Source organism: Vibrio maritimus, from assembly GCF_021441885.1.
Taxonomy (GTDB): Bacteria; Pseudomonadota; Gammaproteobacteria; order Enterobacterales; family Vibrionaceae; genus Vibrio; species Vibrio maritimus_B.
The window spans coordinates 304,598-330,377 of the sequence record NZ_CP090440.1; the positions used below are offsets into that span (position 1 = coordinate 304,598).

General features: G+C 42.8%; 14 protein-coding genes and 8 pseudogenes. 7 read left to right on the forward strand and 15 right to left on the reverse strand.

Going from position 1 to position 25,780, the window contains the following annotated elements; all coding sequences use genetic code 11:
- Nucleotides 1–8: 8 nt before the first annotated feature.
- The 5 genes and pseudogenes from LY387_RS26860 to LY387_RS26880 form a co-directional block, all read right to left on the reverse strand.
- Entirely contained in the window at nt 9–2,003 is a 1,995-nt protein-coding gene (locus tag LY387_RS26860; protein ID WP_234497990.1) for a glycoside hydrolase family 19 protein, read from the reverse strand.
- A 486-nt stretch (nt 2,004–2,489) separates the two neighbouring features.
- A pseudogene (locus LY387_RS26865) lies at nt 2,490–3,151 on the reverse strand (IS6 family transposase).
- Between the two features lie 178 nt (nt 3,152–3,329).
- Entirely contained in the window at nt 3,330–4,643 is a 1,314-nt protein-coding gene (locus tag LY387_RS26870; protein WP_234497991.1) for a DUF1501 domain-containing protein, read from the reverse strand.
- Entirely contained in the window at nt 4,640–6,247 is a 1,608-nt protein-coding gene (locus tag LY387_RS26875; protein ID WP_234497992.1) for a DUF1800 domain-containing protein, read from the reverse strand. Before LY387_RS26875 ends, LY387_RS26870 begins: the two co-directional genes overlap by 4 nt.
- Nucleotides 6,248–6,533: 286 nt before the next feature.
- Nucleotides 6,534–6,896 (reverse strand): annotated as a pseudogene (locus tag LY387_RS26880) (DDE-type integrase/transposase/recombinase); the annotation flags it as partial.
- 239 nt (nt 6,897–7,135) lie between these two features.
- Between LY387_RS26880 and LY387_RS26885 the strand changes: the two are divergent.
- Nucleotides 7,136–7,942: pseudogene (locus LY387_RS26885) on the forward strand (IS110 family transposase); the annotation flags it as partial.
- A 338-nt stretch (nt 7,943–8,280) separates the two neighbouring features.
- Here the strand turns inward: LY387_RS26885 and LY387_RS26890 are convergent.
- Together LY387_RS26890 and LY387_RS26895 are read right to left on the reverse strand one after the other, a co-directional pair.
- Nucleotides 8,281–9,447 carry an agmatine deiminase family protein gene (locus LY387_RS26890; RefSeq protein WP_234497993.1) on the reverse strand — a complete coding sequence of 389 codons (1,167 nt, stop codon included), beginning with the start codon at nt 9,445–9,447 and terminating at the stop codon, nt 8,281–8,283.
- Between the two features lie 217 nt (nt 9,448–9,664).
- Nucleotides 9,665–10,902 (reverse strand): annotated as a pseudogene (locus tag LY387_RS26895) (IS256 family transposase).
- 320 nt (nt 10,903–11,222) lie between these two features.
- Between LY387_RS26895 and LY387_RS26900 the strand changes: the two are divergent.
- From LY387_RS26900 to LY387_RS26910, 3 genes are all read left to right on the forward strand, one after another.
- Nucleotides 11,223–13,709 (forward strand): S-type pyocin family protein, encoded by a 2,487-nt coding sequence (locus LY387_RS26900; protein ID WP_234497994.1) that lies wholly within the window; start codon nt 11,223–11,225, stop codon nt 13,707–13,709.
- Nucleotides 13,710–14,138: a hypothetical protein gene (locus LY387_RS26905; protein ID WP_234497995.1), complete on the forward strand. Its 429-nt coding sequence runs from the start codon at nt 13,710–13,712 to the stop codon at nt 14,136–14,138. It begins immediately after the preceding gene.
- A gap of 132 nt (nt 14,139–14,270) precedes the next feature.
- On the forward strand, nt 14,271–14,375 hold the full coding sequence (locus LY387_RS26910) for a bacteriocin immunity protein (protein WP_234498199.1): 105 nt from the start codon (nt 14,271–14,273) through the stop codon (nt 14,373–14,375).
- Nucleotides 14,376–14,391: 16 nt separating this feature from the next.
- Here the strand turns inward: LY387_RS26910 and LY387_RS26915 are convergent.
- The 7 genes and pseudogenes from LY387_RS26915 to LY387_RS26945 form a co-directional block, all read right to left on the reverse strand.
- Nucleotides 14,392–15,294: pseudogene (locus LY387_RS26915) on the reverse strand (IS5 family transposase).
- Between the two features lie 51 nt (nt 15,295–15,345).
- A pseudogene (locus LY387_RS26920) lies at nt 15,346–15,555 on the reverse strand (GNAT family N-acetyltransferase); the annotation flags it as partial.
- 163 nt (nt 15,556–15,718) lie between these two features.
- Nucleotides 15,719–16,801 (reverse strand): sel1 repeat family protein, encoded by a 1,083-nt coding sequence (locus LY387_RS26925; RefSeq protein ID WP_234497996.1) that lies wholly within the window; start codon nt 16,799–16,801, stop codon nt 15,719–15,721.
- On the reverse strand, nt 16,788–18,896 hold the full coding sequence (locus tag LY387_RS26930; protein ID WP_234497997.1) for a hypothetical protein: 2,109 nt from the start codon (nt 18,894–18,896) through the stop codon (nt 16,788–16,790). Before LY387_RS26930 ends, LY387_RS26925 begins: the two co-directional genes overlap by 14 nt.
- A 117-nt stretch (nt 18,897–19,013) precedes the next feature.
- A pseudogene (locus tag LY387_RS26935) lies at nt 19,014–20,374 on the reverse strand (ISKra4 family transposase).
- A gap of 24 nt (nt 20,375–20,398) precedes the next feature.
- Nucleotides 20,399–20,977 (reverse strand): recombinase family protein, encoded by a 579-nt coding sequence (locus LY387_RS26940; RefSeq protein WP_234497999.1) that lies wholly within the window; start codon nt 20,975–20,977, stop codon nt 20,399–20,401.
- A 140-nt stretch (nt 20,978–21,117) separates the two neighbouring features.
- A complete protein-coding gene (locus LY387_RS26945) occupies nt 21,118–21,696 on the reverse strand; it encodes a plasmid pRiA4b ORF-3 family protein (RefSeq protein WP_234498000.1) in 579 nt (192 codons plus the stop codon).
- A 135-nt stretch (nt 21,697–21,831) separates the two neighbouring features.
- Here LY387_RS26945 and LY387_RS26950 point away from each other — a divergent pair.
- Nucleotides 21,832–22,424, forward strand: a pseudogene (locus LY387_RS26950) (DUF2913 family protein).
- A gap of 222 nt (nt 22,425–22,646) precedes the next feature.
- Here LY387_RS26950 and LY387_RS26955 read toward each other — a convergent pair.
- Nucleotides 22,647–22,907 (reverse strand): hypothetical protein, encoded by a 261-nt coding sequence (locus tag LY387_RS26955; protein ID WP_234498001.1) that lies wholly within the window; start codon nt 22,905–22,907, stop codon nt 22,647–22,649.
- Nucleotides 22,908–23,288: 381 nt separating this feature from the next.
- On the opposite strand from LY387_RS26955, the gene LY387_RS26960 reads away from it, so the two are divergent.
- Both LY387_RS26960 and LY387_RS26965 read left to right on the forward strand, forming a co-directional pair.
- Complete coding sequence (locus LY387_RS26960) at nt 23,289–24,830, forward strand: ParB/Srx family N-terminal domain-containing protein (RefSeq protein WP_234498002.1); 1,542 nt, start codon at nt 23,289–23,291, stop codon at nt 24,828–24,830.
- Nucleotides 24,830–25,717, forward strand: a complete 888-nt coding sequence (locus LY387_RS26965) for a DNA adenine methylase (protein WP_234498003.1) — start codon at nt 24,830–24,832, stop codon at nt 25,715–25,717. The genes LY387_RS26960 and LY387_RS26965 overlap by 1 nt, the downstream gene beginning before the upstream one ends.
- The last annotated feature ends 63 nt before the right edge of the window (nt 25,718–25,780 follow it).

Genomic DNA, 25,780 nt, shown 5'->3' on the forward strand with positions numbered 1-25,780 from the left:
TTAAACCCCTACCAACCATAGTAACTTTTTTGAGCAAAGCAAGTTGCCATTCTCAAGTCATCATGGTCGGCTTCAGTGATTTTTTTAGCCCAGACATCAATACCTTGTGTTACTAATGGAACGTTCAGATTCGGCATTTCATTATTCATATATTGCGCATAAGCATTAAAGTAAGCGACTCGCTGAACTGGGCCAGAGTGCCATTTAGCAGCTTGGTTACACTCTAGGCCACCATTTACAATATTGGTCACTGTCCCCAATCTATATGCAATAACAGATTCGTTATGAGATTCGCCTTCCTCCGTAGGAATATTACCTCCATCATTACGTTGAGGTAAACCTTGCTCTGAGCTGTATGTTGATACGTGAGTCATATCACCATAAATGACATCGTGGGATGAAGGTTTAGCACCTTGCGGGGTCATCCAGAACCAGATCCCTGATAGAATTGAAAGTGAGCCATTTGTTGCAACATAGTCTGGTCTTTCTAATAACGTATCTTTATGGGTTATCAACCCTTTCATTAATCCATTGCTGTATAACCACTCACTAAATGCACCGTAGTTATAGTTCCAAGAAAGCTGAATAATACCTCGACCGTAGTATGAGCGATTTGGATAAGGACTATACGCAGAGCCTGAATCTACATAGTTGATGGCTGTACTCATACCGTTTTCATCGGTGGTATAACCCACCTCTTCAACCCAATATAATGCGCCTTTCCAAATGTCACCTTCAATGTCTTGTTCTTGTACAATCCATGGCGCGAGGGCGTTACTCCATGAACCGGAAGTCTCACGTGAGGATTTAGCCCAAAAAGATAGAAACTCCAATGCTTGCTGAGATTTAGTCCCTTCATTTAGGAACTGTTTATACCCTTTAGATGCTGCCCAAGCATTGTATTCAGTTACAGCATTTTTAAAAGCATCAAGAGTGAATATATCGGTAGAACCATCTGCTTTAGCAAACGGTTCTGTATTGCGAGTACCTCCTTCAGGATTGTATCTCCCTGAACGCATTGGAAAAAACCAATCCCAGTGCTCCGCAGTTAGCTCTCTCAAGAATGCGTAACCAGATTCTGGTAAGTTCGTATCAGGTTCTAATGCCGGTTTTTCTGGCTCAATCGGTGGCTCTGTTGGATCTGTGTTAGGGTCAATTGGTTCTGGTATAATTGGCGGTAGTGTAGGGTCTCCAGGGCTTGTTGTATCGTCGCAATCTTCATAACAGATTGGAGGTGTGATTTCATCAAGATCTGGTAGTTCATCTGGCGTGGGAATATCAGTTGATAATTCTTCAACGTACTCCCAAGGGGACGTCCAATCTTGTGCTGTCACCCCGGCTATACCACTGCTCTCTGTTAAAATTGGTGCATCACCTTTTGTCCAGTATTTCGCTTTAAAATTGTATTTAGTGTCGTCAATATAATGAATGACTTTATCTCTGGCATTATATATCGCTGTTTGATCCCACTCTATAGTGGTTTCAGATTCACTAAGATAACGACCATCTCCATCAGTTTGAGCGATAAAACTCCACGGACCAGAACGGTCTTTAAAGCTTGGCGTGTCGCCTTGTGTCCACCATTTATTTTGGAACACGCCGTATCGACCACTTCCATCGGTAAATTTTACAACATTCCCGGCCTCTGTATAGACAGTAGTTGGGTTGTATTTATTAAGATCACTATAACCCGGGTAGGATGTACTCTCAGCGTCTAAAGAGACATTATCTAACATTAGACGATAACTTTTGAGGTTACGGTTAAACTTATCTGTCAGATAGTTCCAATCTATGTCATGCGAAAAAACGGAATTGGCTCGTGCATCCATTAGAGTGCTTTCAATGTAGTCTTTTTGAGCGGTTACATTCATTGCCGGGGCTGTTAAATTGGGATTAGCCTGAGAACCGGATGAATTATCATTTTGATTATCGGATGGATTGTTATTACACGCAACAAGTGTCCCTACCGTAAGAATGGCAAGACCAATTTTGCTTTTATTCATAGACTACTTCCTTAAAAAATAAACTAATCCAGCTATACTGGAAACGTTATTGGGCAACATTTTTTCAACGTTTAAAAAGCCAGTGGGGCATAGAGTCCCATATGCAAGAGGTCTGTAATTCGTAATCACACACCCAGAATAGGCGCCTTCTATCCCCATAAAATGGAAGAGATTCTCGACAGAGCACCATCGCGGCAATTAGGGGCGATTTATGTGTACAGAGGAATACAGCCTCCTTTTGCTAGGAATGTCATTAAGGACGTCATTAAACTTGACAGTACCCTATTAACGAAAAGCAGAGTAGCGCTTACATTATGACAAGTAGATATATAAAATTTTTATAACAAACCTCATTAGAGATAAGACTCACCCTGGTAGGGCTAACTCTCCTAATATTAATGAACACCAACCTAACGGAGAACACCAACCTAACGGACTTGTTGCAAAAAATAGTGGGAAGCATTCTTCGACCATGTATCTTCCATTTTAGTTAAAAATCACCACAACATTGAACAAACGGTTCATAAAGGCAGACCGCTCCCGTGCTAAAGTATTTGGCTCATTGGTTCTTAACCAAAAATCTAGCTGACCCTTATTCAGCATTCTTAGCGATTCGAAACCTTGAATGGTTGACTAGGCTCGCTTTCGAATTTTAAAGCCACCAGTGCCTACTACGGGCTTCTTGATAGGAGCATGATCGGATTCGATACCATTGTTGAGGTACTTTACTTGCCGGTGTTTAATGTTTGGGGCTGTAGCTCCGTTGGATAGTGGCGAGGACACCGTTTCAGGAACTGATAAGTCGAGTCTTTATTACGTTTGTGGGAAAAATAGAAGTCCAGTGTATCAACTTGTTTGTTGATAGCTCTGTACAGATAATGCCACTTTCCTTTCACTTTGACATAGGTTTCACCAAGCTGCCACGAAGAGTCGGCTCGGATGAGTTGACGACGACGTAATTTCTTGCGTAATGCAGGGGCATACTCAATGAACCAACGATAAATCATCGAGCGATTAACCGAAATTCCTCGCTCCTGCAGCATGTCACTGAGGTTAACATAGCTCATTGGAGTTGAACCATACCAACGCAAACACCATAAGATGACTTCAGGAGCAAAGTGTTTCCATTTGAATTCGGGATTAGTCATTGAAAAGCCTGATTAGATGGAGAAAGACGAAATTCTGAGCCTTTGCTACATTTTTGCAACAAGCCCGCGTTAACACCTAATACTGTCTATTTCTTGTCTAAGATACATCTATTCTAGTCGATGACCCTCAGGCAACTCTCACCATGACAAATCTAATAAACCATCAAACCTCATGACCTCATGACCTCAAAAAGCCTAAATCCTGAACTGTGAAATTAGCGAGGTTTGGGAAGATATAGTCCATCGAACTTTTACTATTTACTCCCATCCACTTGGCAATCGTCGCTCCAATTTGTTCAACAGACGTCGTCGGTATCATTCGCCCTTTATTAAAATCATTATCTCCATCAAGGATTAATGATGGCCACTGTCCATATAACTGGCCGCCATTTAGTGCGCCGCCCATTATAAGGTGATTGCTGGCCCAGCCATGGTCAGTACCGGTACCGTTGCTCGCTAAACGTCTTCCGAAATCGGACATTGTCATCGTTGTGACTTTATCACCAAGCCCTGCGGCTTCCATTGATTGATTGAAGGCTGCTAACGATTGGCTTAATGCGCTCATTAGCTGGGCGTGGTCTTCCAGTTGGTTGGCGTGGGTGTCAAAGCCACCGAAGCCGACAAAATAGACTTGTTTTTGGTGCCCAAGTTGGTCACTCGATTTAATCAATCTTGCGACTGTATGTAATTGCTGAGACAGAGAAATATCTGGAAAATGTTCCTCTTCAGGAACAGACTCAATGGCAGTGGCTAGCTGATCTCGTATTGAAATGGAATCACCCTTAACTCGGTCAAACTCTCGACCAAATGCCGTCAATGGGGAGAGGCTCATCACTTGATCAAAACTCTTACGGCGCTGTGCATTGCTGACCGCATTCACTTTTGGCAGAGATGAGGCATTAATGAGGTTTGCACTTTGTACGCTGCCATTGAGTAGCTGAGCATAACCATTGAGACTAAACGTTGGACTAATCTCATCAGAATCGCTACTGAGCACATCCATCAACCGTCCGGCCCAGCCAAGTGTTGTCGTGCTGCCCGACCAACCCCGCTGCCATTCTGTTTGCTGTGAGTTGTGTGAGAACAAAAACGGAGGCATAGCATTTGTGCCGTCTTTCAAACCTTCTTTTGTCGAAGGCTCAATCAACACGCCACTGTTGGCAATAGGAATGATTTTTCCACTATTGAACAGGCTTTGAATCTCGATCATCGATGGGTGTAATCCCAATGCCAAGCTAGAGCCAGTACTTAATAACAACGGCAATAAGGATGCTTGCGGAATAGCAATAGCAGGACGAGCGGTCGCGTACTCGTCATAGTGTGCGTTATCGCTGGGCACCAACATGTTAAAGCCATCATTGCCACCAAATAAAAACACACAAACCAGTGCCTTGTAATCACTGTTTGGTAGAGCATGTGCAGTGCCAGTACCCAATATCGAAACAAGTGGTGTCGACGCCATAGCCACTAACAATTGACGACGTGAAATCATTGTGCAAGCTCCTCAATATGAAATTCTTGACTGGTTACGACGGTGTAGAGAGCATTACGGACCTTCAAGCTTTGTTGCGTATCACGAAGATCTTCCAACCCCTCTAGGACAATCGCTTTAAGTGGCTCACTCATTCTTTGAGAAAGCAGTCGCCTTTCAATCTCTTCAATCAATGCTTCATGGTCATTGGCTATCGCTTCTAGCGGTGCGGTATTAATGACGATGCGCGCTGGATTATCTTCTCCGTTGTAATTTGTCCTGCCCGTTGCCGACCAAAGCTGGTTGTTAGTGAGGATGAAGTTGTTCCAACTCAATATCTCAAATTCAGGTGCTACATCATTTGCATCGGTTATCTCCCCGTTCGGGGCATAATCTGGCGAGAAAAAATTGAACACACTTGGAGAGCCGAGCGGCGACTGCCCATACGCTCCAAAGGTGTTGATCGAGTTGTGAAAACGTCCAGAAGGATCAGCGGATTTCGCCTCGAGAGCTCGGAAAAAATTGGTCATCGCAATTAGGGGCTCTTTCATCTTAACGGGTGAGCGATCGCCGCCATTCAGTGCCTCACTATCAGTAAGGATCCCACGGACTACGGCTTTAAGATCGCCTCTCACGCCGCTACCATTATCGTCAAACAGTGCGCTCACTCTTGCGACATACGCAGGAGAAGGATTAGATGTCACTAACCTTTGGATAAGATGGCGACTGATAAATGGACTTGTGTTTGGATGGTTTAGCAACATATCCATGGCCTGCGCCATATCCTGTTCGGCGGTCTGACCTTGAGCAAACACCTCTCCCATCACCACTTTTTCTTCAAAATCATGACGTTCTGGATACGCCACCATTGGCAACAACCAGTTGCCATCTTTAGAGCCCCACCAATTAGGATGGTTTTTCTCAGCGATGTGCCAGCCAGTAAACACACGAGCCAGGTTCTCAATATCATCCTGCGAATACGTTGGAATCAACTGCCCTTGGCTGTCAAGCTTCTCCGAACCATCTGGGTTTAGCTCATACAGACCGATACTAAACAGTTGCATCACTTCGCGCGCATAGTTTTCGTCAGGATAACGATTACTCTCAGGGTCTGCCTTTTGATTTGCCATCATCGACAAGTAATCCCCCATGGCAGCATGCAGGGTCACCGATTCAATCAACTCTCGATAATTAGCAAATGCGTGTGTGATGAGCATGTCATAATAACTGGTCATCTCCAAAACGCGGCCATTTAAGCTAGCGCCGTATCGCGAAATCACGAAGATCTCGCTGAGGGCGAACGCGACTCGTTGCCTAAGTTGATCGGGGGCATTCAAGCTAAGATCCCACCATACTGACACGCGATCAGATTGGTTGTAACTGTCTCGCCCATCCTCAAGTGGATACTGTTTGAGGCGGGTTAAGTGCAAGCTCGGAGCCATAGCGAGCTGCCTATTAAGCCATTTTGAGTAGCCGAGGTCGGTTAATTCTTGATAAGAATTAGGCTTCGGACCAAATGTAGAGCGATAGAGAAGGTCGTAGCGTTGATCTTGTGTCAATGGATTAGGTTCACCTCCCGAGTCCCCCTCTCCACCACATGCAGAAAGCAATGAAAGTGTGAGCAAACAGAGGCTCGATTTAAATGCGCGACGCTTTACTAGGGGGAACAACTCAAAAACCTTACTACGACAGAAGACTTAATCGGACACTAGCGAAGAACATTAAGTGCAACAATCTAGCCCGCCATAAACTGTGTCATGGATTCAAAATATTTCAACAATTCAGGGCTTGTTGCAAAAAATGATGAGAGGCGAGCCTCGACTATTCACTTTCCATTTCTAGCTAAAAATCACCTCAACATTGAACAAACGATTCATTAAAGTGGAGCGCTCCCGTGCTAAAGTCTTCGGCTGTTTTTCTAGAGGGTAATAGAGGGTAATAACGCAGACAACGTCTAAGGAATTGATAGGCTGAGTGGCGATTGCGTCTATGAGAGAAATAGAAATCCGGTGCTTGGCCGTGCTTATTGATGGCTCGATAAAGGTAAAGCCATTTACCTTTCACTTTGACGTAAGTTTCATCCAGCTGCTAGGAAGAGTCTACATTAATCATTTGATAACGCTTCATTTTCTTAGGAAGTAGCGGCGAAAACTCAATAAACCAACGGTAGATAATCGAACGATTTACTGAGTTCCCCCGCTCTTGCAGCATATCGCTGAGGTTGGCGCAACTCATTAGAGTAGTGCCGTACCATCGAATGCTCTACAAGATGATTTCCGGAGCAAAATGTTTTCATTTGAACTCGTTCGTCATTGATTTAACCAATCATTACTACAGACGATGATAGTTTCCGCTTAACGCTGATTTTTTGCAACAAGCCCGTTCGATTGAACGCTGGCTCCTCAGTTGAGAGACCGATAACAAACAAGGACGCTACATAGGACTCCAAGCATGAACCTCGAATGGTCGACTGGGTCTCGAACCCGCATTACGCAAGCATGAGGTAGCTTATTATAAATACGAAAATGAAGCAAAACATCAACGTTTAAGTTGATACAGGGAAAACACAATTAGATATCCACATCAGACCGTTAGAACTCTTTTTCTCGGTTGAAAACAATCAAGAAGGTATCAAGGAAGCTCTGAAAATCATAAACAAACACAACCCTAAACGCATTGTCATTAAGGCGACTGACCGCCTTGAAATGCCATTTATATTAGCGTGTGCCGAAGCCAAATTACCAATAGTTAGAGCCAACCCCGTGCACATTAAACGCTTCGCTGGCGCCATAGGTCGTAGAGCCAAAAATGACCGATTGGATGCTGAACTGATTGCCCACTTTGCTGAAGCAATCAAGCCCGAACTCACCGTTATCAAAGCTGAAAATATTCGTCTAATGAGTGGCTTAGTCATTCGGAAAAATCAATTACTCTCCATGCAAACGATGGAAAAGAATCGCATCCAAATCCTTCCTAAATCACTACAATCGGCCATTAAATCAATACTAATAGCACTGAAAAAACAAATTGCCAAAATTGAAAGTAGGCTCATAAAGCTCATTGAAGACAGCCCAGAATATCAAGGAAAAAACACCATCTTGCAAAGTGTTCCAGGCATTGGAAATATTACAGCAGCTTCAATCATAAGCAACGTTCCCGAGCTTGGTTATATCACCAATAAACAAGCGGCGTCTCTTATCGGAGTGGCACCTATTACACGAGAAAGTGGGCGCTACAAAGGTAAGCGAGTCATCCAAGGTGGTCGAACCCAAGTCAGAGCAGTTTTGCATATGGCGATGATGTCTGCTATGCAGGGCAATCAACCGTAGACCAACCGACCTGACCTCCTGCTAAAATTTCAGTCGATTTTGCACTTTGGACGAAAAGAACTTTATCTTTAACCGCGTTCCACTTTTGCCATTCCCCCAACGACAAATGACGTTGTGGCCACAAGTGCAAGTGTTGAGAATACTATGCTCACAATTTGAATTATTTTGTCAACCTGCATTCTTTAAACTCCATATCGAATTTATGTAAGATCAAATTTATAGAATAGGCTATATTCAGTATGAACACTTTCTTGCTGTGACTGAAAACCGATTAACCTAACGCCTCAAGCAGCGGTGCGGAGCATCCGCTGCCTTGACTTGTTATTAGTTTACTCTCGATCTAAAACTTTAGTTATGCAGTGAACCGACCCGCCATTTTTGCACAACTCTTCGTAAGCACCTGATAGCATTGTTACATTAAAACCATGTTCATTAAATATAGAGGCCACTGTTTCATCTAGCTTTCGGCGATTTATACTTCCAGGTGCAACAGAGGAATAAGATGGTACATAAACATTCTTAGCTTCCCCAAAAACTTCAATTATGCAATTGTTATAACTCAAAAATGTACCTTGCGAATTTGAAATATTCCATAAATCCAACGGTATTCTAACTACTTCAAATTCAATGCCATTTTGACTATATCCAGACAACCATTCTGCAGTTTTGTCAAAAGAACTAGCAATTTCCACCAACGGTGATTCTTGTTCCAGAACGCTTTTGGCAAGATTGACATCGCCAACAAATATTAGCTCCCTACCATTTTCAGATTTCCCTCCAAGGGTAATATACATGTCGATGTGAAATATTGGTTGATATGTTCCTTGAAATACATCAATTGGAAAGTTAACTGGATTATCGAATCCAAGCCAAATGATGTTCTCGACACCGAAAAGCTCTTGAAAACCTGAGGTGATTTGTTCATCAGTCTCTCCTGTTATTTTTCTGTTGTAGTGTAGATAATCACTGCCAACTATCACGTAATTGTCTCCAGCTAAAATGTTCCCTCCCTCAATGTGGTACTTTGTTACCTCTACTTGAATATTTGTTCGGGCTGCTATCTGTTCAGCAACGAAATTATCACCGTTACGAGTGAAGTCTAACGGTTCTATTAAAATTGAATTTCCCTCATCATCTTTCAAGCAGCAATATCCATCCTGAGCCCAAATTGAATGCCAAGAGCTTTCTAATTCACATTCCCATATATTCCCTGAGATTTGTCTTATTAGCCTATTTACATGTGCAGGGTAATTGACTCTAGCATTTATCAAGTTTAAATTGGTGTCAGGATCTAAACCGCTATTTAGAGCTGTTTGCTTAATAGATTGATGCGCTGAGTTATCAGCAAGGATTATATATTCAATATTATTCCCCAAAGATTCAAAAATACCTTTATATCTCTGTAGAGTAATATCATTTGGTAGCGGGTTTGATTTTGGGTAAGTCAAGAGCATTCTCTTAATTTCCCCATAAACTGATGACATTGGCTTTTTCATAGTAATTTCCTCTATTGTTGTTAATTAGTAGGGTGCTACTTACTTATAATATAGATTAGCACACACGACGTGCCCCTAACTTCTCCATGCCACTGTCCCTATCTCAAGGCAATGAGACGCCTATTTAGAAAGAAAATTCATCGGAATTAATGCCTTATGTTACCTTTTATTGTATCAGCACTAACAACGAGCTATTGTCAAATGTGGTGTATGGAGATCATGCGGTAGCCTGTTGATGAGTCTCCATTTCTTTCACTCCATCGATGAAGCAAACATCTTTCACAACATCAGTGAGGAGTTTAAAACCTCTTAGACGGCGCCATTTCGCCTCTGCACTGCGCATTAACTTATAAGCCATCATCAGCGTCGTCTTTCTGTTTCCACAGTTTTTCGTTTTGTTCGTACGTAAGCGTACTGTGGCGAACATAGATTCTATTGGGTTCATCGTCCTAATGTGAACCCAGTGCTCTGCTGGATAATCGTAGAACGCCAGCATTTCAGCTTTGCCTTTCGCCAAGCAGTCCGTTACCTTCGGGTACTTGGCCTCGAAGCGTTTTTGGAAGGTTGGGAAAGCATGATAAGCTTCATCCTTGGTTTCTGCCATCCAGATATCTTGCAGCGCTTCTTTCACTCGTGATTGCACGCTTTTAGGCACTTTGCTAAGTACATTCGCCGTTTTATGCACCCAACAACGCTGTTGTCCAGCTTGCGACCAACACTTAGCGACGGCTTTCCAGAAGCCAAGCGCACTATCTCCGGTGGCGAGCTTGGGTGCTAATTGTAATCCTTGTGCTCGTAACTGCTCAATGAGCTCAGTCCAACTTGCTTCGGACTCTCGATGACCATCTAGAACACCAAGGACTTCTTTGCGTCCAGAGTCATCGACGCCAATAATGACGAGTAAACAGAGTTTGTCGTCCATCTTAACGTGGCAATAAACACCGTCAGCCCAGATATAGACGTAGCGACGCTTGCCGAGGTCTCGTTTACGCCACTGCTCGAATTCTTCAAGCCATTGTGCCTTGAGGCGACAGATGCTATTGGCTGAGCGTCCTTTTGCATCCTTACCGAGCAGTAACTCAAGAGCAGGCAACATATCGCCTGTTGATATTCCCTTGAGATAGAGTAATGGAAGCAGTGTTGCTACGCTCTTTGTTCGCTTGAGGTACGGTGGTATCAAGTTGCTATTAAATTTAACGCCATTCCCTGAGCGATCGCGAATCTTAGGGATTTGTACATCCAAATCGCCGATACCTGTTTGTAATGTTCGCTCAGGCAGGAAACCATACGGACAATGGCTTGCTTCCCATCAACCAAGGTTCTTTGGTGTTGAGCCAATAACTGCTGAAGCTCAGCTTCAACAGCTTGTGCAATCAAATCTCTGGCCCCTTGGCGTATCAATTCAGTGAGCGGGTCTTGTGGTGTATTCAATGAAACAACAGTATTATCAGTCATTGCGGTGTACCTTTCTGTTAATTGTTCTGGCAGGAACTACACCAACAGATTACACCGCAACTTCCTTTCTCTTCCATACACCAGAAATCAGCATAGCTCTCAGAGAGCGTGCATTTCCCCTATCAAATCTAATCCGAACCTAGGAGAAAGAACATCATCATCCCCCTTTCAATGGTAAATGACGTTTATCAATGCCTAAACCCGCATATCTTTATGTCAATATGTGATTTTCATTCAATAAATCATTTTAAGCTCAATATGTTACCTATGGCATAGTATCTAAAATGAAATCGTGAAATATTTAATCAGGTCAAGGTGATATGAACTATCGAGTTGTACGGTTCACAGAGTTAATGGCTTATGAGTTTGGACAAGTAGAAGGTGGCTTTAATGAACTCAATGAAAGCGAGTTGAAGACGGCAATTCCATCAGGTATTGGGTTTAAAGCTTTCATGGAGCAGCTAAAGCAAGGACATCTTGTTTTATTGACGGACTCACCTTCAACACCGATGCTGCTTTCTGAGTCAGGCACTATGGGTGGAGCCAGAACGTGGGCTTTGAACTCTCAAGCTACAGATAACCTTGAGCCTGCTGCCCAAAATGCATTGCTTGCTAGAACTCGAATGAGTGGAAGTAGCGCTGGCTACAGTCGAAGTAAGAGCTTACATCCTCCGTTGCCGATGCCAACGTATATTCCAGAGCCACCTATACCAGATTACTCGGATGAACCACCTAAGCTAAAGTATGAATACAGCTTTGAAATTGCGAGCTCTCAAGATTCGGTACGTAAAGCGGGTAACTGCCACTTTATTTTGACCAAAACAAAAAATGAAGTGGAGCTAGGGCGTTGGGCTGAAACAAAGGCAGAGCATGGCACCCGCTACACTATACAGACTGCATTTGATGAGCCTAAACGACTTGTCGCTCAAGTTGCTTCTCGTCCTATGGGTGTGTCACCCACACAATCCGTCAAAGTTAGGAATATCGGTGCACAAGTGGCACATGAAGGGTTCATTCCAATTACACCTACCGTGCAATTGGGCGAACGATTAGGGTTCCCTACCGAAGGCTTTTATTATCACTTCCACGACAACCAGTTGGTACAAGAGTACCGTTTACAGGGTGATAAACGTTGGAGTTTTTATGCCACCCTAAGCAGGCATCAGCGTCTTGATCCAGAAAGAGGTTACAACACAGATCAAACAGCGATTCTGGTCTTTTGGAAGCTTGGGGGTAAAGTCGTCGAAAATCAGTATCTCGTTTACCTTGAAAGACAAATTACTCGCGATGAGTTAGATAGTTTGACCGACGATTGGTTGAATGAGCATGGGGTGAAGTTAGATATCCCTCAGCTACTTGAGGCGACCAAACACCCCATAATTAAACGAACTGAAGCAGCAAAACCAGCCGAACAAAAGCAACCAGAGCCAGTTAATCATATTGTTCAAACCGATCCCGAAACAGGTACACGAGAAACGTGGGCGAAGATTGCCAATCAATACGGTCTCGCCCCGAAAGCTTTGTTGGATCTTAATCCGCAATATGACGCAGATCCGATGTCTTTATCGGTAGGTGATTCCCTGAATGTACAGAAGCCGCTACCTCAACGTATTGAAAAGGAATCCGTTTATGAGATACCACCAGAGAGTCCTAAGCAATTTAACCAACCGTTGAATACATTTTATGGCTATACTAGCCACTGCTTAGCTGATACGTCAATAGTCGCAATTAGTCATGAAAAGTTGGTCGAAAAAGACATCCCTGTAGTTAACTTGAAAATATTGTCTAAGAAATCGAAAGCAACTGATTACGGCAAGCTGGCATTTTTGGCGTTGCCTGCGAGTACAGCAGGTTCTAATCTTGGGATTGTCAGTACTACGTTAGGGCAATGGAGCATTTCAGGTGAAGCATTAGGCAGCTTTGCGCGAGTTGGCGGAGGTTTGATTGCTGCGTTATGGCCTTCTCAGCTTGGGGATGGAACACTTGATGGCAACCCTGAGCTTACCGTGAGTGATTCCACTACGATGCGCGTCCGTTTCAATATGTACACCGATGAAAATGGCAAACAGCAAATTGTAGGCATCAAAACGGGCGAAGGTAGCGCATACGGTGATCGCGTGGCGAAGCGTGAGGCCGTGAAGCAAGGCCAACACTTTATTGCTGAGCTGGATAACGGCATCACTATTACGTGGACTCCTGATGGCTCAACTGATGTTCTCACTCCCGATACCGTGCTGCCTGAGAATGACCAACTGGATGTTCATAACATCTGGGTTCGCCCAATTGAAGAGCATGAGCAAGAAATTGGCACGGTTCTCTACCCAGAAGAAGATCTAGCTGAGTATATTATCGCCTTTCCTGCTGATGCTGGCTTATCTCCACTGTATTTAGTTTTCAGTAAGCCTAAAGTAAAACCATTGGAGGTCGGAACTTACGGTGAGCTAGCACCTAGAAGTAAAAATGATGGTATGGATATTGACCACATTCCATCTCAGGCTGCTTTAAGAAGAGCAACAGAAAGTGCATTGCAGGGGCAAGCTCTTACTAAAGAGGAAGAACGTACGTTAATTAATACTGCTGCTGCAATTGCTATACCTCAGGAGGTTCATCGAAAGTGTAGTGAAACATACGGTGGTAGAAATCAGGCTGATAAACAGGAAATTGATGCAATGGATATAAAATCGGCGGTTGACTCTAATTTTGACGCTATTAAAGAGTGTTTGAAAAATGAAGGCTATAGTGATGAAGATTTAGAAAAGGCCAGAACTCAACTACATAAAATTAATATTAAAAATGGTTGGTATTAAATGAGTGTGTACAAAAAATTTATCGGAAAAAAATACAATGAATTACTCAAACAGGCGAACTTTTTAGCTTTGATTGGTGGTAATGTTCCAGAAGTATTGAATTCTAATAGTGATGTATTTTACATATGTGTTGGCTCATCTGGTATCGAGTTTAGGTTTGATCGCCAAACTTATGAGCTAACTACTGTTATCGTGACTAACTCAGCTTTTTATGGGGATGAGCTTAATTTGGTAGCAAACCGTTTTCAGGTAAGAAATGTTCTTGGTTTTCCGTCAAATGAACGGCCTGAGAAAAATATCCCTGTTCTCGGGAGAGTCGGCGCAATGGATGAATATACAGATGAGAGAGGGGTTTCTACACAAGTAGTGTATAGAGTAGGGTCTGATGATATTGAAAGGGTACATTATCAAAAAAAGGAGTATAGATGAGATATTATGTTTTAGGTATTTATATAGAAATAGTGAGCAAATGAAAAGTAACATCTCGGAATACTCTCAATTAGATTTTTTCAATTCGTTAACAGAATTTACATTGATGATTATTATACTGAACAAGAGCATATCGATGCAGTTTTACACTTCGAAGAAATTACAGAGCATCCAGATGGGACAGATCTGATTTACAACCGGCTTTGTTGCCGAATTCAACGAAAGAGCGGACGCTAGTTAAATAGTTCGTATTTTAAACAACATACTGCGTTTCGGGCATACCTATCCCAGTTAGCTTGTTGAGTGCTTTAATCATGGCGTAAGCCTCACCAACTTGTGCGTTGTAATCTCGAAGCGTGAGTGAAGCACCTAGTAGTTGTTTTACTCGATACATAGCGGTCTCCGACAATGACCGCTTATGGTAACCATACTTCTGTTTCCACTTTTTGTTCGAGCCGTAGAGCTTTTGGCAGCCAACTGCCAGATTACGTGGATGCCCTTTTTCCCAGAAAACGGCACCTTCGCGCGGAGAGATTAAAGGTGTCGCTTTCTTAACCCTAATCGCCCTGTGACACTCTCTTGTATCGTATGCACCATCTCCCGAGATTTCCTTGATGGTTCGGCGTGTTTGTTTAAGTAGATTGAGGAGTACTTCCGCATCAGTCACACTTGATAGTGTCAGCTCTGCGGTGATAATTTCATGTGTATCTGTATCAACCGCAAGATGGAGTTTACGCCAGACTCGACGCTTGCCATCAGTTCCATGCTTTTTCACTTTCCATTCTCCCTCACCGTATATCTTGAGCCCAGTTGCATCAATGGCTACGTGTTAGATGGCGCCTCGTGTTGAGGCTTTGAAATTAACCTCTACATCCTTGGCTCGACGGCTTATACAGGTATAGTGCGGACAAATCAATGGAACATTCGCTAATTTAAATACTGAGTCTATGAAGACCTGTAGCGCCCTTAGGGGTAAGGAAAAGATGCGCTTCACCATGAGAGCGGTCGTGATAGCTAAGTCACTAAACCTATGCTGTTTAGGTTGTTTCCACTCGGTTATTGCTTCTTCGTCAATCCAAAACGTGAGTGAACCTCGATTGACTAGGGAGTTGTTGTACTTGCGCCAGTTGGTGGTTTTATAGCGAGGCTTCGGCATGAAATCAAAGTCAGTGAATGAATGTTCCTGATCTGATCGTAAGATTTTGATTTAGTTCAGTCGATTTCGGCAACAAAGCCAACCTTGAGTGCGAGCATAGTCTAGGCATGCGATAGCCATTCTTTTACCTAACCCATGTCCTCGCCCTTCAGGCAAAATGAACAGTTTTTTCAGCTCACATACCTCTGGGCTGCCATTAAATGACGTTAAACCACAACCGCCAACAACTTTCCCATCCAATAGAGTCACCAAATAGGGACTTTTACAGTAATTGCATCTTAGTTTTACTTAAAAATGTTACATCACCTATCACTACTGAGAATCTAGCCTGTAACAAAATAGGAGTTAAAATTTGTTACTATACAGCAAAACTTCATACTCCAAAGAACGTTTTATTACTCTAGTGCGTCTTCGTTGTTTGTACTCAGTTCCAATCTCCGCTATCTGTAAACCCATCAATGTAAACACTAGAGCGGATAGACTCTGCAAATTTTTCTGCTTGTAATTGTACATCAGGTTCTTTCCCTGATTTTTCTGGTGAAAAAAGATAATGACCTGAAAGCTCTTTAATAATAGCGTTATAGTAGTATTGCTCAGGAGACCCGCCCTGCTCTTTAAAAAGTTGATATTTAATCATTCTGATATCACCTAAAACAAACGACTTATTTATTAGTTTCTCTTTTTCATCTTTATTTATTGTGGCAAAATATAGCTTATAAATGGCCGGAATATAGTTATTGTTAGACGCTATCGTAAGAAGCTTAATCGCCAATTCATGCTGTTCTTGCGTATTCGATATATCTTTATTTTCCTCTTTCGAGTAAAACAAAATCGTACCAACATAATCCATTAAAGGTTGGTAGTAATGCGCCTCTGCAAAGCGGATGATTTCCTGAATATACTCTGCTCGAGTCTCTGTCGACTGGTCCCAGTTTTTTTGTTTGAGAAAAAAATATTGAGCACGTAAATCGCCTTGTTGGGCGAGCTTCTCAAACCCTTCCACCGCTAACTCAAAATACGCCTCATCACACACGTCTGATTCGTAAATCGTGCTCAACCCCATCTTATTGAATAACTTACTACGAGCGGAACCTTTTCCGTAGCGCTGACAAAACTCACCTTGTTCTGACAACTCTAACGCCGCATATGGATTACCCGCTTGCATGGACTCAGTTAAGAACTGATAGACTTCTCCCCGCAACTCATTATAGGGAAGTGATAATTTTGCGTACCACAATTTACTTTCACTATCTCCACCTTTTAATGGCTCATATACTTCTTCCTTAACGCGGCCATGCTGTAGCTGAACAAAGAAACGATAAAGGGCATCCCCTGGCCTTACCGTACTGGAAATATACGGATCTTCTGACACTTTATCGATATTCTCCGCGATGAAGGTTTTAAACAGCGGAATATCGTCCTGAGGATTTGGCGCACAGCCTGAGACACTCAATACCAAACTCGCCACCACAGCGAGTTTACGGAGAGCGTGGTTAAAATACATCATCAATACTCCACGCTATAATGATTTGTTCTGCTTGGCTCTGTTTTGACTTGAATCTCTCTTCCACAGTGATAAGCGCCTTTTCTCCGATTTCTGCTGCGTTAGAAACGATGCTGACGGGATAAGCGTCGTAGCGATTGACATCGATTGGGGAAGGGGCGTTGTACAGATGAACCTGCTCCATTGAGCGAGTCAGCACCATATTCCTACATAACTTTTTCGAACTTCTATTAAAGAGATTTTCTAATACGTAGCTATATTGCCCACCAAACTCTTTCACAAAGCTCGCCAACCTAAGCCACTGCTCTTTGTAGGTTTGCCACTCCAGAGGATAGTTTTTCTCTCTCTTAGGTAAATTCCCCATCGCAATCAATGCTTCTTTCCACTGACGCTGCTTGGCCTCACCTTGCTCATTATCGTCATCAGCAAGCCATTGCATTACTTGAACTATCGCTTGTGCCTGTAGGTGGTTTTTCTCTTGTGAGAAAAATTGCTCCTCACACAAACAATTGAGGAGATGGCATAAGGTTTCAGGAGGAAGTTTGACTATCCATTGTTGTATGTCTTCAGTCTTGCCGTCTCTCCCACCATTGATACGGTCAGCAATCGCAGGCGCATACTCCCGACTGAGAGCGCCCCGTTTGTAGTCCTTCCATAAGTGATGCGGCATCAGTAGCACACTGGCGACCGTCAAGCCGGTCGCCATCGCAATGGTCATCACATCGTTTAATAACTCAAAGCTCTCATTGTGGCCATTCTCGTCCACTTCCCCAAAGAGGGAGAGTCGACGAAAGTCATTGCGCTTTAATAACGAAAACAGATGCAGCAAAAAGGCGTCCGTGGCGTCAGCGTTGAGCTCTATCGCCACCTTGCCCGCGCACCCTGAGCCTACGGCAAGTGCAGCATCAACAATAAACAGCAGCACACCGCCTTGCAGTTTGAGTTCGGCGATGGCTCTCGCCCCCGCGCCCCAGGCTGCCGACAGTTGACCTTCAATTGAGCCCAGCTTGTGCGGCGTTTGAAGCGTTGGGCTTTCAGGAGGCTGCCAATAGACTGCTCCACCCAGATTCCCGCCCGCTTCTACACCCGCAAAGGCATTCATTTCTAATGACACTTCCCCCGCAAGTTTAGCCTGCTCGGCTGAACGCAGATTGCCATTTCCAAGCGCATAAGCATCATGAATCTTCGGGTTGTCGAGCATGATGGTGTTGCCCCTAATCCCAAAACCTTCATCGATGTTGGTGGGGCCAAATTCGATGCGTTGCCCAAGTTGACAAGAAACGCCAGCCAGTCCTTGCAATGAGCCAAAAACGCACAGCGCAAAGCCCCCCAATGGGAAAGACTCTTCCTTCTTCTCTTCTTGCTTTTGGTACGGCAATGCCATGGGCTGTAAGCCCACACCATTGAGGTTGGTTTTCTGGCGATATTGGTTGCCTTCTTGCGGCAGCCAGTAGGTAAATGCCACTTGGCCTTGCAAGGCGGAAAACTGAGCCGACACATTGTGACTGCCCATGAAGTTTTTCGTCACTGGATTAGAGGCGGAGGCATTAAGCTCGCTCTCCGCCTTCATGACCAAGCGAAATAGTTGCGCCCCCGCCTCTACCGAATAGGAAGATAGGGAGGTCGGGCCGCTCTCATCCAAGACATGATAACTGTCTTGCCAGAAGACCGATTCTTTGGTGAGTGACGCCAGATTCACTTTCAATTTCGGGTTGGACAAAGCTGTCAGCGCTTTTGATAAGGAGTCGGGATGTGTGATGTGTTGTCCTCCCGTATTCATCGTGGTGAAGGTCTGGTTGCTCAACACCTCAATATGAAAGGCGCCTTTATAGCACAAATGGTCTTCACTGCTTTCTGGCATATACCAATCGGGGCCGCGAACATAAAACACCTCACCATCAGAAAGTAAGCTGCATTCTACGATTTGAATGTCGTTGTAGACCGCTTGATTGAGAAATCCCGACCTGCTGACCTTCTTAGGGGTAAATGCACGTTCGTCCCACAATAAAGTCAAGACCGCCGGCATCGTATTCGAATGTTCTAACACCGTCTCAGGGATAAGCACTGACGGGCCTTTTTCGGCACGTTGTTGAGCCAAATGATGAAGCTCAGTGAGTCGCGCTTTTGCAAAGCGTTTTATCCATAATAATTTTGTTACGGTGTCATCAAACAGCGTTAACCGAGAGCATAAAAAATTGTGGGGTATCCTTACCTGCTAAGCGGCTTTCAGTTCAGGATACCAACCTTCAAATACTGCCTCTAACTCTCCATTGAGCACCGTTGTTCGTGTTTGAAGCAAATAGTGGGCTCCTTGTTGACTCCACTGCATTTGCTGCTTCTTCGCCATTCTCTTAGATACCACTTCATTCACCGTCGATTCAACAAAAGAAGTCGATATTGGTTCGTTGTATCGGCATCGTTCTCCGTAGTTAGGGATCATCGCCTGATTATTCTCGATGTAAGTCATCAGCTCTTCTACGTATTGAACCAATTTCTTGCGCTTTGGGTATTTAAATTCGGGGAAATCACAAATATCGAGGCTACAATCAAGCTGAGAAAGAGCTTCTTGTGTATTCCCGTGCCACAGATACCACTTTGCACTAGCCAAATGTTGTTGCAAGAGTTCTCCTTCTCTTGGGGAACTTTTGCATACGCCTTTAGCGTATTGATTCAAGACTGTCAGTTTCATTGTAATATGGAACCAATCTAGAACGTGCTCCGCTTCTGGATAGAGTCGGTATTGCATCTCTCGTAAGTTTTCAGCACCATCAGATAGAAACGTGATCTGTTGATTAGCTTGCATTCCTTGAGACGTTAATAAAGAAATCATACGCTTGCGTGGATTGGCTTCTATTTTTTGGACATAACCAAATCGCTTAGCTTTCACCTGTGTTGAGAAGCTTTTCCCTGTGATTACCTCGAAGTTACTTTTACGATTAGTACTGTCTCTTACATAGCCACCGTCAAACCCGATCACCATTGGTTTTCCTGGTTTAGGCAAATTTTCCCAGTCCACTGGATAACCGTCGAGGCTATCTGATTGACTTTCTAACTCCGACTCTTGTCTTCTGGCCACGTCAATTAAATGGTTACGTACCGTTACTGCATTCAGCTTTTGGTTGATCGGTAGAATATCTTTCAATCGATCAACAGTCAGACCATATGACATTAATGAAGCCCATTTTGTCTCTAAACACTTGAGTTCAGGATGAACATTACTTGGTAACCATTCACTCAGTAAACTCACCGTCTGAAAGGGTGAATCTTCACAAGAACATCGATAAAGACGGTAACCTGTGATGGGAACTTGTCCGAATAACATATTGAATTTTCGGTGTTGATAATCTTTGATTCGGCGTTTTTTTCCGCATTCTGGACAGCATCGGTGTCGTTGCATGTAAGATTGGCTTTGCGCATCAACTAATGTTTGCTGTGTCGATTTGAGCAGTGCTTTTGATTTATCAATGGATAATCCAGGGAGAAGGGGTTGGTGAAGTGACGACTCTAATTCTAATAGCTCTTTACGATAGGTGAACCATCATCTTGTATGATTACTGCTTCTATCATCATCTTCATCGATACCACCCTCTATTGTTAGTCTTATTGTTGTTCCTTTTGTAATTGTTTTCTCAGCTTGTAATAAGTTGAGACGCCTAATCCCACATTGTCACAAGCGAGTTTAAGGCGAATTCCTTTCGCCTTCAGTTCATCAACCAAAGCGACTTTATGCCTATCAGCAGGAGGGCGTCCAGTTCGTTCTCCACGTGCTTTTTTGGCAGCTATCCCTTCTGCTTGGCGCTCTCGAATTAACGCTCGCTCAAACTGACCAAAAGCCGACATCATATGTAACTGTAATTCTTGTAACGGATCGATTTTCGATGCCGAAAAATGAATATTTTCTTTTATAAACATGAGTGATATGCCTTGCTGACGAAGTTTAAGCGTCAAATCACACATATCCATCATATTTCTACATAACCGGTCAATGGAATGAACGACCAAAACATCCCCTGTTGATAGTTGGCTTAGTAGTTGTTGGAGTTTTGGTCTATGTATATCCTTTCCGCTAGCGACTTCTATCACCGTTTGAGCAATATCATAGCCAGCTTTGATGATGGCTTGTTCTTGTCTTGCTGAGTTTTGGTCAGAAGAGCTGACTCTTATGTATGCATAGAACATAAAAATTCTTTAAATGTAATAGAGGATTATGGATTATGGATTATTCTATAAACACTATAATACCCAAGGTTTAGAGACAGTTTTGAGCCGTATCTCTCCATTTACGAAAAAGTATACCTTTAGAGACAAAGAGAAGAGCGCTATATCAAAATGAAAGATGATTCGAGTACTGGATTTAGTGGGTCGAGCTTATCAATTTGATTGTTGACTCTTTGTCGATCAAAACGAACGGATGCCCAGGCCCAAGCAAAAGGTCGAAGTTCTCCAATGGTTGTTGAGTCATCGCCTTCAGCAAGAGCTTGCGCAAACTCAAGCATTTTATCTATCTCCTCAAATTCTGTAACACCAGGCATTTTGTTACCAGCGACACAAAATGGTACTTTCTTTGAGCAATTTTCTTTTATTTCTTCGATACGAATGTCATGTAGCCACGATTCAAAGAAGTTGTATTCGTACGTGAAACGATCTCCAACTTCGAGCCCTAACGTATCCAGCGTCACATGAAATGGATTGTCGCTAAAGATTATCCCGCCTTCATGATAAATCCCGTAGTCTTTGCCGTAGACTCGAAATTTATGCAGATACTCATCGTCCCACCCATGAGCAATTTGAATGATAAAATGGAGATGAGCTAGTGATGTGTTGGAAGCTAGTCGAAATCGTCGCCAAACCATAGGGCTGACATCGCGAAGAGCAATTTTGATTGTGTAAGTTTTCACTCCGGCATACCTATCGAACCATGTTAGATACCTGTCATGTTACTAATATTTCGATAATTGTGAACTAAGCATGCCCCACACTTTTTTATGCTCTCGTATACTTTGAACTCACTCTTAACCAAACTAACCGACGTTATGCAAATCAGAAAAGACTTCGAATACTATAAAAATCTGCACAGCTTAGTTAGCCATGCCCTCCTCCATCTTTTGTTTCAAATATCGACGTCTTCTCGCTATGTCCCTGTCACAAGGCGAAATGAGATCCTACTTAAATATCTCAAGCCAAAGCTCAATGATAAAGCCTTGTTAAATATCAAAAAGACATCAGGCTAATGATCCAAACCGCGAGAAGCAAAGGAAGTAATTTGGAAATGAAGTTATATGATCTTAACGAAAAGGCAACTCAGACCAAGATAGATGGCTTAGAAAAGCTCTACGGTCTCTTGGTTTACTTGTACGATGAAGAAGGCATCGAGTCAAAGCTCTTTGAGAAAGGGACTAAGGCAGAGCCAGGTATTCTTTATATGTTGCAAGACCATATCGAACATGGTTTTGATGAAACCACTGGAAAGCAACAGACACCGGTATCGATGTTGATTCAACATGAGCGAGCGCCAGAGCTAATAGAGACCATCAACAAACACGGTTGGTTTGTGGCAGAGATGAAAGAGTGGAATGCCAGTACCTATCAAGCTCACCTCCTTATTCACCCTGCGTCCAGCACATAGAATAACGCTCCGGATACACATAGATGTGAAAATGTGGATTACTCTTACACGCGAGTCTAATTGACGTACAGTTTAAGCCGAACTGCTATTTACTCACTTGGTGGACCAGTGCCTCTCTCATACCGCCCTGGCACTCTTTGAATACTGGTCCACATCTTTTCGCTCTGTGTGCAGCACCCAAACCCAGCATCCAAACTTATTGAAAAAGATTTTTGAGTAACCTCAATGACGCAGCGTCGTCACTTTAGGGTCTACGTGAATGTAAACGAGGTCGCAATCCAGCTCTAGCTTAGTGCCTTGCTGATGCGCCACCGCTGACATAAAGCGCGCCATACACCTCAAAGTTTCTTCTGTCCCTAACTCCGTAAATGCCTCAGCAATGTGCTGATAAACTGCTCTTTCTGTTTTGATTTCATCGGTCCCAACAAAAAAAGAGGCGAGCAGTCCGCTAGGTGTCTGCTCGCCCAATCTCGCAATGACCACTGCGTTTTCTTATTAGAGCCGCTCTATAAACATACTCACTTATAAGCCGTGCGCTTGTGATAGCATTCTCAATATTAACGATAAATTAATGATTTTTAACAAGGTTATAAGCCTCTCTGTACCCCGAAAAATGCCACCTACAACCACGTTAAAACGCCTCTCTTAAGAATAAATAGAACAAACATCACTTAATCTCTGAATATTGAGCACTTACAGACAAGGGAAGTACGTCATCAAAGTCTCGTCGTGGTCCTAAATTGCCCGAAGACTTGCCGAGTGAACTTACTAGATAAGACTAAGCTCCCCAATAAAAAATATGCTTAACATACGCATTTATATGTATATCATTGCATTATGTATGTATTAGAAGGTTTATGTGACATGGTTAGCATTAGAAATAAGTGGTGGGAAAAACGAACACCACGTTCGGTTGATTATCTTAAATTATGGAAAGAAAACCCACGTTTTGATACAGCGGAAAGTCAATCAAGAATTAAGCTGGCTGATTTTGCCGAAGAAATAATCAGTGAACCTTCTGACAAAGTAAGCTTTTTTGAGTTAATTAAGTCGATCATTAAGCTTGGTTTTATGGATTTTGAGCCTATTGTTGTTTGGAAAGATGAGAGTAATCGCTACGTGGTAGCTGAGGGGAACCGCCGAGTTCTCGCACTCAAGCTGCTTAGAAGTCCTGACAAAGCCCCTAAATCAATACGTAAGTTTATTTTACAACAATCAAATCTAATTGATCGAAATGACATAGAAAAGGTGCAAGTATGTGTAGCCCCAAACGTTGAAGCTACGCGTTGGTATGTACTACAGCGTCACTCGACCAGCTCAATCCAAAAACCTTGGCAGCGCTTGCAACAACAGCGTTTTATCGTAGGTCTGTATGATGAATATAATCAAAATATAGATAAGATCATCTCTGTTACAGGCTTTACTCGTTCAGAAATTATTTCAGCGTTGCGATATGTTCAGCTACGTGACCTTGCGACACGTAAGCAAGTTACAGATCTGATGAGTACTGAAGAAAAGGAACTCATATATAGCAATAGAATATCAATGACGATTCTTGAACGGTGGTTTGCGAGTGAGTCTGTTCGAGAACGTTGGGGCATCCAATTTGACGGTATGAAGGTCAAAATCACCTCTAATGAGGAAAGCTTCTTACATGCATATGGTAAGTTCTTAAAGCTGATGTTTAACGTTGAGCCGAATGATTTAAAGTTTGCAGTTAACACTCGTTCCATCCCAGAAAAGAACGAAGAAATATTTAAGGTACTGCCTGAGGTTACTTTTCCTAACGTACAAGAAGAAGCTGTTTTGGATACATGTATTAATCCTGAACAGTCAACTAGAGATGAAGGCAATGTCGCTGACATATCCCCTAATGAAAATAGATCAGAAAATCGCGAGGAGAGCAGTACGGAATCGCCTTCAAGTGCTAACCAAACAACCGTAAAGCATAAGAATAATCGGCTCCGATTGATCATTCCCCAGACTTCAATAAAAGTACATAGCGCAAAGCTCAATAGTTTGTTTAGTGAATTAAAAAAGGTACCAGTTCACCTTTATACACATTCAGCGTCGATTACTTTACGAGTGTTCCTAGACCTTTCAGTAGACGATTTTATTCGTCGAAATGGCCTAGAGAAGAGTGTGGCCACACAATACAAAAAAGACTACAATCATACTATCTTACAGCAACGCCTAAAATTCTTATGTGATGACCATGTAAGTGACGCTCAAGCCAACAAGGTTATTAGTAAGTTGCTTCAGCCGAACAATGAGCATAGCTTAGACACGTTAAATAGTTATATGCATGGGCACGAAACTCACAAAGTTGATTATAGATTTGTGAACGGTTTTTGGGATATGCTGGCGCCTCTACTAAAAGTCCTAATTGAGCTGAAGGAAAGATAATGTTTTATTCACCGTTAAGGTATCCTGGTGGTAAGTCAAAACTTACTGCATATGTTGTAGAAACCTTGAAGCTCAATGAACTTGAAGGGGGAACGTATGTGGAGCCATTTGCAGGTGGATGTGCAATAGCGTGGTATTTGCTACTAGAGGGGCATGTAAGGTGTGTTTGGGTTAACGATCTAGACCCTGCTATTCATGCTTTTTGGTACAGTGTGCTAAACCGTACAGATGAACTGTGCCAACTGATAAAAGAGACTGAAGTTACCATTGAAGAATGGCACAGGCAGAAAGCAATTTATGCCAATGACAGGACAAACTCACTTCAATTAGGGTTTGCAACGTTTTTTCTAAATAGGACTAATCGTTCTGGAATTATCAAAGCTGGCGTAATCGGAGGTTTAGAGCAAAATGGTAATTATTTGTTAGATTGTCGATTTAACAAAGAGAGATTGATTGAACAGATCAAAGCTATTGCAGTACGTAGAGACAGTATTGTTCTGACTAACCTTGATGCTACGCAGTTTATAGATGAATACCTTCTTTCAGTTGATGGGCCATGCCTCGTCAATATTGACCCACCTTACTATGTGAAAGGTAAAGGGCTATATCAAAACTTTTTTGAACATGATGATCATTACCGTTTGTTTAGAAGCGTCCGAAATATCCAGCATCCATGGATTGTAACGTATGATGATACGCCTGAGATTTGCGGTATTTATGCTGAATTCGAACCTCAAGCATTCGGACTAACATATACAGCGCAAACAAAACGAAAAGGTTCAGAAGTCATTATTCATAGCCCAAAAACCCGCAAAGTTCTCTTTAGACCTGATGTGACATTTAAGGACATTAAAAAGTTACAGCGATTAGGTAAAGAGCTAATATGATAAAAACCTCGTTTTACGGTAAGCATCTTTAAATCGACAAAATCTTGTTACGCAATGACGTAC